The organism is Paenibacillus sp. N3.4 (assembly GCF_008017805.1).
Lineage (GTDB): Bacteria > Bacillota > Bacilli > Paenibacillales > NBRC-103111 > Paenibacillus_E.
The window spans coordinates 1-14,064 of record NZ_VRTT01000007.1; the positions used below are offsets into that span (position 1 = coordinate 1).

A 14,064-nucleotide genomic window follows, 5' to 3' on the forward strand; every position below is an offset into this window, starting at 1 on the left:
TGATTGAAAGACTCGTCGCCAACCTTGGTATAACCGAGGTAATGGCTACAACGATAAACCAATATCGCAAAATGAGTAACTTGGAAGCTATTAATACGGATCTATAGAAGATGGAACGCCGTGTGCCGTGAAAGTGGCCTGCACGGTGTGGCGGAGGGGAAAAGGTAGCGATAATATCAAAGCCTTACCTATTCCAATCTTATGATTTAATAAATTCAGTTAGATGGAACGCGGAGTGCTTGGAAACAGGCACGCTCCGTGCGGAGCAGGGGAAAAGCTGGAGATCACATCAAATGCTTACCTATTGCAAACCGATAGTTCAATGAATTGAGACGGGGTCTGAAGCTGCGGAACCTGTTTTAATTTGAGATTTTGAAGCTTATATTTGCCGCGGGTTTTTTGAAGCAATTCCTTGCCGTTGCGGCAATTATATGATTCAATCAACACTAATTGAGACTTGAACTATTTCATTGCCACAGTTTGAATCATTATTTGCCTAAAATCAGACGATTTTAGGCTATTTTTATTCCAACTATTATTTATTGAAGCATTACTTTGCCGTAAGTTCTAAATTTGAAGCATTTCCTTGCCGCCAGTACTAGGAAGTTCGACATCGCTTAACTATCCGAGAAGCATACCTTTGTTGAAGGGGAAAAGGTATAAACGTCCTGGTAGGTTCGGATTCGACGTAATCCTCGTAGTCTTAACATTTATTTACATGCTATAATTGTGAAAAATGAAAATAATGGAGATGGTGGAAAGTTGAAGAAGTTCGTTTCTGGTTTGGTGATTGGTATTGCGATAACATCAGCAACATCAGCATATGCTGAACAAATTAAAGATTATGTACTTACTAAAATTGAATATCCTATATTTGTAAATGGAAGTGAATTGAAATCAGATGAACTTCCAGCCCTAAATTATCAAGGTAATACATATCTGCCATTAAAGGCCGTTGGGAATGCTCTCGGAACTAAGGTTAATTGGAATCAACAACTTGGTCGCGTTGAGATAGGTGATTCTCCTGATGTAAAACCTAAAATCGGGGTATATACGCCATACAATCAGTATGTACAAGTTATTAATATCAATGGAAAAAACTATATATTTAACTATGCACCATTTGTGATTAAAGATTCTTCTGGCAAATATTTTTTCAGGTTTGATACAGAAGTTGTAAATCTTCTTGTCTCAATCGGATTTAAAGACTACATTACAGGCCCATCTGAAAATCCATATATAGATGGATATGTAGAAACTAGAAACAGAAATTTTGTTGAGGACAAAACGAACTACACAAGTATTACTGAGACTTATAGAAGTTATAGATACTTTAATACTGACAAAACAAAAGAATACTTGATCAGTCTTAAACCAAATGAAGAAAAAGGGGTAATAAAAATAGATGATTTTTCGTTAGAAAGGTACTTACCGCTCAATGATTTTTTTGAGCAACTTGGAATGAAGGTTAGTTTTGTATTAGATGACTCAAAGAAAATGATGATTTGGAGTTTTAAATAATATTCTAATTACTCATCTAACCTGTTCTAATGGTGGCATAATGATATTTCTATATGATTTCGGCATTTCGCAAACAGGACACGATAATTCAATGCAATGAAAACGGGCTCTGCATCTGCGGAGCGTTTCATTGTAATTTCGGAAGCATTACTTGCCGTGGGTGCTTTGAAGCATTTCCTTGCCGCCAGTTGTACTGTGAAAATAAAGTGTTAGACTGAAAAATATAGTTGTAGACCGTGAAAATAGAGTGTTAGACTGGAAAATAAAATATTAGACTCACAGGGGCGCGCTCAACTAACGGGCAGCATAGTTGAAAAAGGAATTTAAAGTTAAATCTCGAATATCTAATGTAATCGGATAGTAAAAATTTGATGACAGACAGGAGTTAGATACGATGATCAAAGGTTTCGGAGGAATATTTTGGAGAACTAAGAATCTTGAAGTTATAAAAAATGGTACAGTGAAGTGTTGAAGATTGAAATAGAAAATTGGAATGGGACTGTGATAAAACCCCAATTAGGAAGTGAGACTATCTTTTCTTTCTTTACCGAGAATGACAGTTATTTTCCAACAGAACAACAAGTGATGTTAAATTTCCAAGTACATAATCTAAACGAGACTATTAAGCATCTTGAACATATTGGTGTACCTCTTGCAAAGAAAAAAGAGATTAGTGAATTTGGAAAGTTTATTTGGATTGAAGATCCTGAAGGTCGACTGGTCGAGCTTTGGGAGAAATAACGAGTTGTAATTCATTTGCTATTGAGCTAACACAGAACAATTAGTTGAACCAATCATGGAGCAGTTGCCGCGGCAATCTGCTCCATTTTCATTAAGCTAAAGGGCAGGATAATGGAGATTTATTATTTATGATACGGATTACCGTGATGTATCCAAGTGATAGTAAATTTTAACAAATCTACATCATTATATAAAGAAGAAGCGACTCCTAGCAACGGAGTGGCTTCTTTGGATAGAACTCCTATTTTACTTAATGCAATTTAGATCTTCTTCTCGAAGCCTTCCATAGGCGCAAGGGAATTCCGGTAGTTATCTTCTACCGGTTCATCAGTTGTAAAGTGCATGAGCATCCTAAACGACCCTTCAAGGTAGGCTTGCATCGCCAGCGGGATTTGCAGTTCATCCAACTCGGACGGGGAGAGGCGGTAGCGGATGCTGTCCAGATCGTCTGTTTCCACTTTTTGCACCCATTTCGGTTCGCGGATCAATTGCCGCCCGATCGCGACCAAAGCCGCACCGGCATGGATAACGGCTTCCGCGTCTTCCGGACGTTCGACCGAGCCTATACCTATGATCGGCTTCTTATTGGCCATAATCTGAACAAACTTGTCAAGAAGCGGCTCATGATCGGAGGTTTCATGAAGAGATGTCCGTTTATAGTTGGCCATCGAGAGATGAAGGTAATCAATCGGGGTATCCCCCAACATACAGGCAAAGTCCAAAGAATCTTCCAACCGAATGCCCGGCGTTTCGATTTCCTCCGGTGAAAGACGGTAACCAAGTAAAAACGGCTTTTTAGCGTGGGTGGCGATGACGGATGCAACTTCATGAATAACCGCCAACGGGAATCGAACTCGCTTTTCGAAACTGCCGCCCCACTGATCCGACCGTCGATTGGAATGCGGAGAAACAAACTGCTGCAAAAGATAGGTGTTCGCCCCGTGTAGTTCCACCCCATCAAATCCGGCCTGGATCGCCCGCAGAGCAGCCTTGCCGAAGTCTTGGATAATGCCTTCTATCTCCTCATGAGTCAATTCGCGTGGCGTTTCCGAATCCGCTGGACGCGTCGCTGCGACGGGACTTGAACTTACCGGTTGAAGGCCTCTGAGAATCTTTGAATTGGTCTTACGGCCCGCATGAAAGATTTGGATAACCGCTTTTGTACCTTTTTTATGAATAGCGTTGGCAATCTTGGAGAGTCCCTTGATATCGGTATCCTTGGCAATGGACAATTCGCCTTCGAAACCTTTTCCGCTCTCGGTAATATACGCGACGCCGGTGATGATCATGCCCGGGCCTCCCGCTCTTTCCGCGTAATAATCCACCTCGTCACGCGTTATCGAACCGTCGAAGAAACTCGACATGGTTGTCATTGGCGCCATGACGACTCTATTCTTTAGAGTAACCCCTTTGGCAAAGGTATAAGGCAGCAGGAAATTCCAATTGCAATTTTCCATTCTTCTTCTCTTCCTTTCGTTTTTGGTTCGTAATTTATTGTAGAATAGAGTAGACTAATCGTATAGTATGCACTTAAAAGGTAGATACTATCTAAAAGGAGAGAGTAGGGTGGGAAATCAAGAAGAAGTTAATGTTGCGCCATTTTCTTATGCAATCTCTTTAATTCATGGAAAATGGAAAATGCATATTTTGTTCTGGCTATGGAAAAGAGAGATTCTTCGCTATGGCGAACTGAAGCGAGCATTGGGAAACATCACACACAAGATGCTTAGTTCCCAGTTAAAAGAACTGGAAGCTGACAACTTGCTTGTACGCACGGAATATCCGCAAGTCCCGCCAAAGGTTGAATATGCTTTGTCGCCTAAAGGCTTGACGCTGATGCCTGTTCTGGAAATATTGTGTACATGGGGAAAAGGACACAGTGCGGTCCCAAATGAGTAAAGTGGCGTCGCAAGTCGATCTGTAGTGAGAGGGTATTAAGCGAGGAGCTATAGCTTAATAAACAACTAACGCGACTGTTGGCAAGGATCGGCAGCCGCGTTATGCTTACGGGGAGGGATAATTAGAACAAATAACTAATATCAAAAGGTGATAAATAGGTGAACATAGATATAGAGTTTCTAACCCAAGTAATTAATGACTGGGACCCAGTTGGTCTTTTAGCAGGAGGTGCCCCAGAAAACGAATATAGCATTGAAGTAAGAGAAATCTCTCAGAAATCCTCGTCGTGTAAGTCTGAAACAGACTTAGCGATACTTATTTACAGAGTGTTCAACGATAAAATGGGGATAAAATTAAATCAACTTGCTTGCTTAAAGCAGGCATTTAAAATAACTGAATACGGAAAATAAGAGCACAAGCGATTAAGCTCTAACGAAAAACGATAGTTGAGGAGCTGCTGCGGCAACTCCTTTTTGATTTCATTGAAGTAAAGGGCAGTTAGTTCCAATATATGTTAAAAGTAAGTTACCAGTAGATCTGCTGGTATCTCTCCTTGCTCAAGGGGAACTATGAATTGAGTTGATAAAATTGGGGGCGGTCAAAATATTTGTCCATGTCTGGAAAAACTGAATTTCATTCAGAGCACATTCAAGTAAGAAGAAAAAATTATCTTCTCTTCTCATCTCATGAGTTTTCTGTAAGGCGCTGCCGCGGGACTTAGAAATAACGGGAGTGGTGTCAATACACTTCGTCTTTTTGTACCGCCCCCGTTTCAAAAACACACATGTATTTTCTAGAAAATTTTTATATTGTTTGATAGTATTTCACTATGTCTGTAATTCGTTTTTTGTCAGGAATTAATGAGAAGTAAGACATACACTAAACTAACATTGTTATTCTTAAAGGAGGTTTGAGTATGATAGAACAAGTTACGATTTTAGCTAACGCATCCTATCCATTGGAAGGGATTTTGACGCTGCCAGATACCCATGCAGAAAAAGTTCCAGCGGTTGTATTTGTACATGGCTCCGGCGCCTTGGATAAAGATGAAACAATTGGTGCTAATAAACTGTTTCGAGACATCGCGGATGGCCTTGCCAAAAAAGGGATTGCATCACTGCGGTACGATAAACGCACCTACACCTATGGCAAGCAGATTATTCAAGAACTCGGCGGCAGTTTAACCGTGGAAGAAGAGATAATTTACGATGCGCTATTTGCTTCCCGCATCTTGAAGTCAGACCCACGTGTAGATGCTAACCGTGTATTTATGATTGGCCACAGCCAGGGTGGGATGCTTGCTCCCAGAATCGATGCCGAGGGCGGCGATTTTGCCGGGCTTGTAATTCTTGCTGGAACACTTCGGACGCTGGAAGAAGTTATCATTGAGCAAAATGAAGATTCCTTGAAACAGCTTGACGAATCTCAGCGTGAAATGGCATCACAGCAGATACAAGCACTTAAAGACAAGTTTGATTCCATCGCCGGCATGTCTGAAGAGATAGCAAAGCAGTCCCTAGTGGTTGGTTCCGTCTATGCATGGTATCTAAAGGAAATGCAGAAACACCCATTAAAAGAGTATCTGATAAAAACTAGTAAGCCACTGTTTGTTTTGCAGGGTGATAAAGACGTTCAGGTTTCAGTTGAAAAAGACTTCAACCAATACCAACAGATATTAAAAGACCACCCCAATGCCTCATGCAAACTCTACCCCGGATTGAACCACATGTTTATGAAAGCGATATATGGCACGATAAAAGACATATGGGAAGAATACAATGTTCCGCAAACGGTGGACGGCGCTGTTTTAGAGGATGTAGCAAAATGGATTCAGTCGGTTTAGACCATACGATATACATGTGAAACTGAACTTGATCCTCAAAAAACATCAGAATATAGTGTTGTCGAAAGTTTAAGCAGATACCTAGTAGAGTATCCACTTTGTCGTTATGTTAACGTAAATTGGGACCGGGTCATTAGCACGCGTGGTGCCGAAACCAGTTTGACCATCCTCTCCCTTTTCAGTTTATGGCCATGAATCTAGAGAAACAACTGTAGATATTAAAGAAGATGGTTGGTATGCATTAAATTTTTGGGTGCGAGACATTGAATGTGAAGTTTTTAAGATTCTATTGCAATGCTATTGAGGTAATTTCAGTGAATCAAATCGACTAACCTATTACCCAATTGCTTGTTCAACGGGGACGATAGCTCTATAAACATCAGGAGAATGCTGCCGATTAGCAATGGAACGGCAGCATTTTCAGCAAACGGGCAGGATAATTCTGTTCACTTATGGAATTAAAAAACAAATTGGATAGTAGTCGAATTTTATGGAGGAATTAGGTTTGAACCACACTGAGTTTCAAGGACTATGCCACTCTACGGAAAGCTATACATGGGTGGAGCAGGAAAAGAGAGATATAACTGGAGGTACTATAACTTACGAAGAAATCGATAAAATAAGTGAGTATCAAGACACAGATAAATTAATGATCTCAGGTCTGAAACAGGATACTTTTGAGTATTTTGTTCGAACACAGGGTCATAAATTTAGAAATATTGAATTTTCCATCAAATCTATATAAGACTGAACAGTTAACATGGCTCGTTGCAAAGTTGCCCGAGGTACAAGGGTATTCTCTGAAACCCTATATTAAATTCGATCGAAGCAATTCAGATGATGATATTTAGGGATTATAGCAGCGATAGGAACCATTTGGAGAACATTCTAATTCGCTAACGAGGAACAAGATCACTAAAACAACATTTAACGAAGCTGCTGTGTTACGACACCTTCGATTTGCTGGAGGGAATGCGTTTGAACTTAAATAATCAGGAATTGCTCTTCAGTATTCTCCATGATGGTAGTGTGGTAGGCATCAGGAATACCGCTGATGGGATTGAATTTACTGTCGAAATAAAGTATCTTGCTGAACGTATTAAACCTCATTTCAAAGGCATTATCGTAAAACTTAATTATCCTTCTGAGTTGTACTTAGAAGACATTGATACGAAAGAGATAATTCGAGACTTTGAGGAACTAAGTAAACTTGACACTGAAATCTTGAAGGCAGATATTAATGCAGATAAGGTAAGAGTATTTTGCAGCATCAGCAACGGGCAATCCTTCGGATATCTAAATGTTAAGGCAAGTGAAATTTACATTTATGACCCTGAACATAATCCGGTTTGCCTTGAAGATTTGAAAATAATTTGCAAAAGTTATTGGGATGACTTTAGTAAACGTGGCCGCTAATCATTCAACTAACGGATACTGTAGTTTTAATATCGAATGGGCTGCCGCGAGGTAGGCTTTTGCCGATGAACATACAAAAGTAATATCGAAGATGAACGAGGTCCATCCTTATCATCGACCAGAAAACTTTAAAGATTACAAACATTTCATTCTATCTTTCCACGATTCCACGTAACGGCAAACGATAGTGAAATTAAGCAGACTGATGCGGCAGTCTGCATTGTTCGTTGAACGAGCAGGATAAAGTGGTAGTATGCCCTATACCCTCACATGTAGATAAATGTGGACGGTTGTATCATTGCTATGCTAACCACACAATAATATACTTGTTTGGCGTACATTCATGTATAAAGGGTGATAGAATGCCATTCAATTCGTTCGATAATTATCCCATGAGTTGGAAACCAGCTCTTAAAAACTTAACTGCTCCCATTTATGCAACAATTGCTGAGATGCTCGAAAAAGATATCAAAGATGGGCTACTACCACCGGGGACTAAACTGCCTCCACAGAGAGAGTTGGCTGATTATCTGGATGTTAATTTGAGCACCATTTCAAAAGCATTCAAGATTTGTGAGCAAAAGGGATTAATAGGGGCAACCGTAGGAAGAGGGACCTACGTCTCTTCAGATGTGGGGGTCAATAAAATTCTTTTGCCGAATCACGGCCTTTCCAATGTAATAGAGCTTGGTTCCATATTTCCTGAGAATACTTTAAATAACGAAATTGCAGCATATATGAAGAAGATGGTTGTCGAACCTAACTTTGGTGATTTGTTTCGATATGGGCACCCGGAGGGTACCATGTGGCAGAAGGTAGCTGCCGTGAAATTGATTGAAAAAGCGAGTTTTAAAACAGACCCACAAGAAATTCTTTTGGCAAGCGGTGGACAGAACGCTATTACTGCAATCCTTGCTGGACTTTTTAAACCCGGTGATAAAATTGGGACGGATCCAGTCACTTACCCAGGCATCAAGACAGCAGCCAATATGCTAGGTATTCAGTTAGTGGCAATCCAACAAAAGAATAACGAAGTCACCGAAGAAGGTTTAATTTATGCTTGTAAAAACGAGAATATAAAAGGGCTATATCTAATTCCTGATTTTCATAATCCCACTACCCATACCATGTCTATTGATACAAGAAAAATGGTTGCTTATTTGGCACAAAAGGAAGATTTAATAGTTATCGAAGATGCCATTCACAGCTTGCTCCATGAAAATCCTTTAGCTCCAATTGCCTCTTACGCTCCAGAGAGGGTACTTTATATTTGTAGTTTGTCAAAAGTAATATCACCAGGTCTTAGGCTTGCTTTTGTAGTTGCGCCAGAGGTATTTAAAAAGAAGCTATCGGCAGCTCTATATAATATTAATATTTCGGTATCGCCTATGATGGCAGAACTCGCCGCAGGAATAATCAATGAGGGTGTTTCAGATACAATATTGGAAAAACGCCGTGCTTATTCGAGAGAGCAAAACTTAATCGTAAGTCAGTACCTTGGCGATTATAAGGTAAATGGAGCACCAGAATGTATTTTTAGGTGGTTAGTTCTTCCTGATGATACAACGGGGAAAGCTTTTGAATTGCGTGCCTATCATGCGGGGGTACAGGTATATGCCTCAGAACGTTTTTGCAGTGGGTACAGCAAAACCCCAGAGCGCCGTAAGAATGGCTATTACTGCTCCAGAAAACAACGCTAGATTAATACAAGCACTTAAAATCATCAGAACATTGTTAGAAAATGAAGACAATGATCTCCCTTCCTTGTATTAAAATAAAATTGTGTGTCATACAATTTTCTATTTGATGCCATACAATTAAGTTGTTAAAATGTCTTTTATCTTAGCAGTAAACAAGGGAGGAAGATGACCATGAAATATTATGTAGTTGATGCATTTGCAAACAAGGTTTTTGAAGGAAATCCAGCTGGTGTCTGTATTCTGGATGAATGGCTTCCAGATGATATTATGCAGAAGATTGCAATAGAGAATAATCTCTCCGAAACTGCCTTTGCCGTCAAGGAAGATGATTATTACCGATTAAGATGGTTTACTCCGGGTAACGAAATTGACTTATGTGGTCATGCAACTTTAGCAACAGCCTACGTGATAGCTAATTTTTGTGATGCTGAAATTAAGAGTGTTCGATTTCAAACCCTCAGTGGAGAACTAATTGTTGTTAAAAAGGGTGATCTGTACGAAATGGATTTCCCGAGCAGGATGCCTAATGCACATCCATTAACGGAACAAATGGTTGAAGCCCTTGGGTATAAACCAACAGAAACTTATCTTGGTCGGGATTTAATGTTCGTACTTGATTCAGAATCTGATGTACTTAGCCTTGACCCCAATTTTGCTAAGTTAGCTGCTCTACCAGATGGGCTGGGCGTACAGGTTACTGCTAAAAGTGATCAATATGACTTCGTTTCTCGCAGTTTCTTTCCTAAATTAAATGTTAACGAGGACCCCGTATGTGGATCTGCTCATTGCAATTTTATTCCTTACTGGGCTGAGCGTTTGAATAAACAGGAAATGATAGCAAGACAGGTTTCCAAACGCGGTGGTACCCTATATTGCAAACTTCTTGGTGAACGAGTAACAATAAGCGGCCAAGCCGTACTCTATTCAATTGCTGAAATCTTTATCTAAAAGTATACCTTTTGACAGTGTAAGCGTTAGTTTGCCGTTATTGCGCTAACGAGAAAAGATAGTTCAAACATAAAACAATGGCAGCAAATTTAGGATATATCAAATTTTATAGCGATTTACATTCTTTCAATAAGATTGCATAATGATCTATGTAAAGTATGCATATTTATATCATATACTTACCAAAAGGAGAGTGTAACTTGTGCGCGAAACCTGTGTTCCGACTGGCGTGAAACTAAAAGAAACTGGCTTTGGATACACGTTGTCCTTAATAGGCGGTAAATATAAATGATCATTATGTATTGGCTGTCTGAAAATAAAGTTATGCGGTTTAATGAGCTGAAGCGATGTATCGGTACCATTTCCTTTAAAACGCAAAGCATCATGTTAAAAGAGCTGGAGGCAGATGGGCTTATCATACGCAAGGAATTTCCCCAAATACCTCCCAAAGTTGAATATTCATTATCTGAAAGTGGTCTTTCTCTCATTCCATTGTTAAATATGATGTGCGAGTGGGGAGAGAAAAACAGTTCGCCAGCTCTGGAGGCTGTACAGCGGTAGGCATAGCTATTTTGTTTATATTACAAAGGAGTATCTCCTGAACAAGGAAATACTCCTTTTTTATAGCAGTCTTAATAAAGCTATCTATTACAGGTTGTCAAGAAAATTCAAATAATTTAGTACGCTTTTTTCCAATTCGCTTGCAGAGGGCTCATTTTCTGTACCAGGCACATTTTCACCAGGCTCATTTTCCGTACCATAGAACGAAAATAACGAACGATAATTTGCATTGCAGTATAGGAAGGTAGTTTCAAAAGGAGATAATAAATGATCAAGTGTATAGCGATATCTTCCCTCTTCACTATAATCTTCTTTTTTAATTCCGGCAGATACAGCTAAAGCAGCTTTGCGATTCTTTAATTTATCGCCTCCATTAGAACCATAAGCCCACCCGTATGTTAAAACATCGTCAAGCCATTTTTTAAGGAGAGGCGGACAATTAAACCAATATATAGGGAACTGAAAAACAAGATTACCATGCGATTCAACCAATTTTTGTTCTTTTTCCACGTCTATGTTCCCATCAGGGTAAGCCTTATGCAATTCGTGAACAGTATACTTTTCTGGATATTTTTTGAGTTCTTCTACCCATCGCTTATTAATGACGGATGTTTCTATGCTTGGGTGTGTTACGATAACAAGAGTTTTCAAAGATTTGTCCTCCTTAGTTCTTATTTATTTCCTTTTTTTGAGTATAAAGATTGCACTGCAAATATGTAAGTATGCACTTTTAGTACAGGTACTGTCATAAAGGTGAGTGTCACCCCGAGCACATACACTAAATGTTGTTAACACCGTATTATGATTATTAAACTATCAGAAAACTATAGTTGAGGGGCTTGCTTCGCGGCAGCTCCTGTTTTGTTTATTAAGTAACGGGCAGCATAGTTGAATATAATTAATATTCCCGTTGTCCATTTTTTTCCAAAGTATTAAACTGATACTGTATCTCCTTTACTCAAGCATAGAGAGGTTTTGATTTCAAATGAATTTTGAAACGTTTCCAGTATTAAAGACTGAACGATTTATTCTGCGTCAGATGTTAATTGAAGATGCACCTGCGGTATTCGAAATATTCTCTGATGCTGATGTTACAAAAGATATAGGCGAAGACCCATTTAGAAGTATTGAACAAGCAGAGGGTTTAATTAATTTTATGAACAACCTTTTTAATGAAAATAAATCTATCAGATGGGGAATTATTTGAATTTTTCCGTCATAGCAGAGGGCATAGAGAAAGAAGAACAAGTAAACTTCTTAAAACATTTAAAGGATTTTCTTATAAAAGGTTTTGTCGATAACCAGTCCGCCATCCTTTAGATAACCTATCGTTTTATGGCATTTAACAGTTGCTCTTTTGGCGTGTTATAATAACACAATCCAATAAATCGGTAGAAAGGAACAAGACGATGAAACAAAGACTACTTAGAAACGAAGTGCCTGTCGAGCTCACCTGGAATCTGGATGAGCTGTTCACAAGCACACAAGACTGGGAGGCAGAATTGGAAGCTCTTTTGGCAGATGCTTCCCTTCTAGCAACATATAAGGGAACTCTGCAAGCGGGAGCAAGCCGACTAGCAGACTGTCTTGAAGCTCAAGAAGCTTTGTTTGTCCGTAGCACAAGAGCGGCAACCTACGCGAGACTGCGGTTCACAGAGGATTCCACGGATTCACAAAATCAAGCTAATTCTGCACGTTCCGGTGACTTTATATCGACGATCGAGACAGCAACCTCCTTTATTCGTTCGGAAATCTGTGCGTTGCCGGAAGAAACCATCGAAGGCTATTTGAAAGAGGAAGTACGACTGGAGCCTTTTCGGAAAAGTTTGCTTGATTTGCTTAAAACCAAACCATATAACCTTAGCGCGGAAACGGAGGCTGCTCTGGCTTCACTCGGTGAAGTATTGGGGGCACCCTACACTATTTATCAGCGGAGTAAGCTATCTGACCTATCTTTTGAACCCGTACAAGACGAGCAGGGTGTAACTCATCCTGTTTCATTTGCCTTATTTGAAACGGATTATGAGTTTTCTTCAAATACGTCTTTGCGCCGGGTATCCTATCAATCATTTAGTAAGACGCTAGCGCAATACCAGAATACGTTTGCCTCCGTATATGCTGCTGAAGTGAAAAAACAAGTTGTAATCGCCCGTTTACGTGGGTATGATTCGGCAACTGACATGCTTTTACAGCCCCAGCACGTAACGCAGGAAATGTATAATAACATCCTCGATGTTATTCTTCCAGAGCTTGCCCCGCATATGCGGCGGTTGATGCAATTGAAGAAAAGAGTACTGGGTTTGGATGAACTGCTGTTTTGCGATTTAAAGGCTCCGCTTGACCCGGCATACAATCCACATGTCACTACTGAGGAAGCAGGACAACTCTTACTTGAAGCGCTGCGAATTATGGGTCCGGAATATTCAGTTATCATGGAGCAAGCGTTATCGGATCGTTGGATAGATTATGCAGACAACGTAGGCAAATCGACGGGTGCATTTTGTGCGTCACCTTACGGCAAGCACTCGTACATTTTAATCACGTGGGGCGGGAACATGCGGAGCGCTTTCACCTTAGCGCATGAGCTTGGACATGCAGGTCATTTGATGCTCGCAGCACGCAATCAACGTTATTCTAATTTCCGGCCATCGCTCTATTTCATTGAAGCACCATCCACAATGAATGAGCTGCTGCTGGCGGAGCATATCTTGAAACAATCGAACGAACCACGGATGAAGCGCTGGGTCATTATGCAAATTTTAAATACGTACTATCATAATTTCGTAACCCATTTATTGGAAGCTGATATGCAAAGAAGAGTATATGCTGCGGCTGAACAGGGCGAAGCATTGACAGCGAAGAGGTTGTCCGCTCTTAAAGGTGACGTGCTTTCTGAGTTCTGGGGCGATACTGTACAGCTTGATCAAGGGGCTCATCTAACTTGGATGAGGCAGCCGCATTATTACATGGGTCTTTATTCTTATACGTATGCAGCCGGGTTGACTGCATCAACAGCAGTTGCCCAGTTGATCAAAGAGGAAGGACAGCCTGTTATTGATCGTTGGATGGACGTCCTTAAGGCTGGCGGCACGAAGAATCCCCTTGACTTAATGAAACTTGCCGGTGTCGATATGTCGGAAGCGAAGCCGATCCAGAGCGCTGTCGCTTATATAGGATCGTTAATCGACGAGCTTGAACGCTTATTCTAGCAAAAATAAAAAAGGCAATGAAACATTTTTCAACCATTTTATGTGGCAAACTACAGGGAGCAGCTCTAAAGCAGCTCCTCTTTTTTTTGGATTTTTACAGATAAGCAGCTTATATGCTGAACGCAATACGACGCAATAATCAAAACGTTAAGTCCTTGATATAATCTACCATTAATCTTTAGTTTACCGCTTTCAATCGTTTATGTATTTTTCTATGATAAGCTTA

The 14,064-nt window shown here is 40.1% G+C and carries 11 protein-coding genes and 3 pseudogenes; 12 read left to right on the plus strand and 2 right to left on the minus strand.

Annotated features, from left to right (window positions below; translation table 11 throughout):
• Positions 1-729: 729 nt before the first annotated feature.
• Complete coding sequence (locus FU659_RS05570; protein ID WP_187273919.1) at positions 730-1,521, plus strand: stalk domain-containing protein; 792 nt, start codon at positions 730-732, stop codon at positions 1,519-1,521.
• A gap of 394 nt (positions 1,522-1,915) precedes the next feature.
• A pseudogene (locus tag FU659_RS05575) lies at positions 1,916-2,262 on the plus strand (VOC family protein).
• Positions 2,263-2,522: 260 nt separating this feature from the next.
• On the opposite strand, the gene FU659_RS05580 reads toward FU659_RS05575, so the two are convergent.
• Complete coding sequence (locus FU659_RS05580; protein WP_147946648.1) at positions 2,523-3,719, minus strand: NADH-dependent flavin oxidoreductase; 1,197 nt, start codon at positions 3,717-3,719, stop codon at positions 2,523-2,525.
• Positions 3,720-3,786: 67 nt separating this feature from the next.
• On the opposite strand from FU659_RS05580, the gene FU659_RS05585 reads away from it, so the two are divergent.
• The 8 genes and pseudogenes from FU659_RS05585 (at position 3,787) to FU659_RS05620 (ending at position 10,629) form a co-directional block, all read left to right on the plus strand.
• On the plus strand, positions 3,787-4,161 hold the full coding sequence (locus FU659_RS05585; RefSeq protein ID WP_147946649.1) for a winged helix-turn-helix transcriptional regulator: 375 nt from the start codon (positions 3,787-3,789) through the stop codon (positions 4,159-4,161).
• A gap of 158 nt (positions 4,162-4,319) precedes the next feature.
• Entirely contained in the window at positions 4,320-4,571 is a 252-nt protein-coding gene (locus FU659_RS05590) for a hypothetical protein (RefSeq protein ID WP_147946650.1), read from the plus strand.
• A 506-nt stretch (positions 4,572-5,077) separates the two neighbouring features.
• Entirely contained in the window at positions 5,078-6,004 is a 927-nt protein-coding gene (locus FU659_RS05595; RefSeq protein ID WP_147946651.1) for an alpha/beta hydrolase family protein, read from the plus strand.
• 505 nt (positions 6,005-6,509) lie between these two features.
• Complete coding sequence (locus FU659_RS05600) at positions 6,510-6,749, plus strand: hypothetical protein (RefSeq protein ID WP_147946652.1); 240 nt, start codon at positions 6,510-6,512, stop codon at positions 6,747-6,749.
• Between the two features lie 233 nt (positions 6,750-6,982).
• Positions 6,983-7,420 (plus strand): hypothetical protein, encoded by a 438-nt coding sequence (locus tag FU659_RS05605; RefSeq protein WP_147946653.1) that lies wholly within the window; start codon positions 6,983-6,985, stop codon positions 7,418-7,420.
• Between the two features lie 362 nt (positions 7,421-7,782).
• Positions 7,783-9,193 (plus strand): annotated as a pseudogene (locus FU659_RS05610) (aminotransferase-like domain-containing protein).
• 98 nt (positions 9,194-9,291) lie between these two features.
• Positions 9,292-10,068 carry a PhzF family phenazine biosynthesis protein gene (locus FU659_RS05615; RefSeq protein WP_147946655.1) on the plus strand — a complete coding sequence of 259 codons (777 nt, stop codon included), beginning with the start codon at positions 9,292-9,294 and terminating at the stop codon, positions 10,066-10,068.
• Between the two features lie 202 nt (positions 10,069-10,270).
• Positions 10,271-10,629 (plus strand): annotated as a pseudogene (locus tag FU659_RS05620) (winged helix-turn-helix transcriptional regulator).
• Positions 10,630-10,716: 87 nt separating this feature from the next.
• On the opposite strand, the gene FU659_RS05625 reads toward FU659_RS05620, so the two are convergent.
• A complete protein-coding gene (locus tag FU659_RS05625; protein WP_147946656.1) occupies positions 10,717-11,280 on the minus strand; it encodes an NAD(P)H-dependent oxidoreductase in 564 nt (187 codons plus the stop codon).
• A gap of 334 nt (positions 11,281-11,614) precedes the next feature.
• Between FU659_RS05625 and FU659_RS05630 the strand changes: the two genes are divergently transcribed.
• Complete coding sequence (locus FU659_RS05630; protein ID WP_147946657.1) at positions 11,615-11,836, plus strand: GNAT family N-acetyltransferase; 222 nt, start codon at positions 11,615-11,617, stop codon at positions 11,834-11,836.
• A gap of 202 nt (positions 11,837-12,038) precedes the next feature.
• Positions 12,039-13,838 carry an oligoendopeptidase F gene (pepF, locus tag FU659_RS05640; RefSeq protein WP_147946659.1) on the plus strand — a complete coding sequence of 600 codons (1,800 nt, stop codon included), beginning with the start codon at positions 12,039-12,041 and terminating at the stop codon, positions 13,836-13,838.
• Positions 13,839-14,064: the final 226 nt, after the last annotated feature.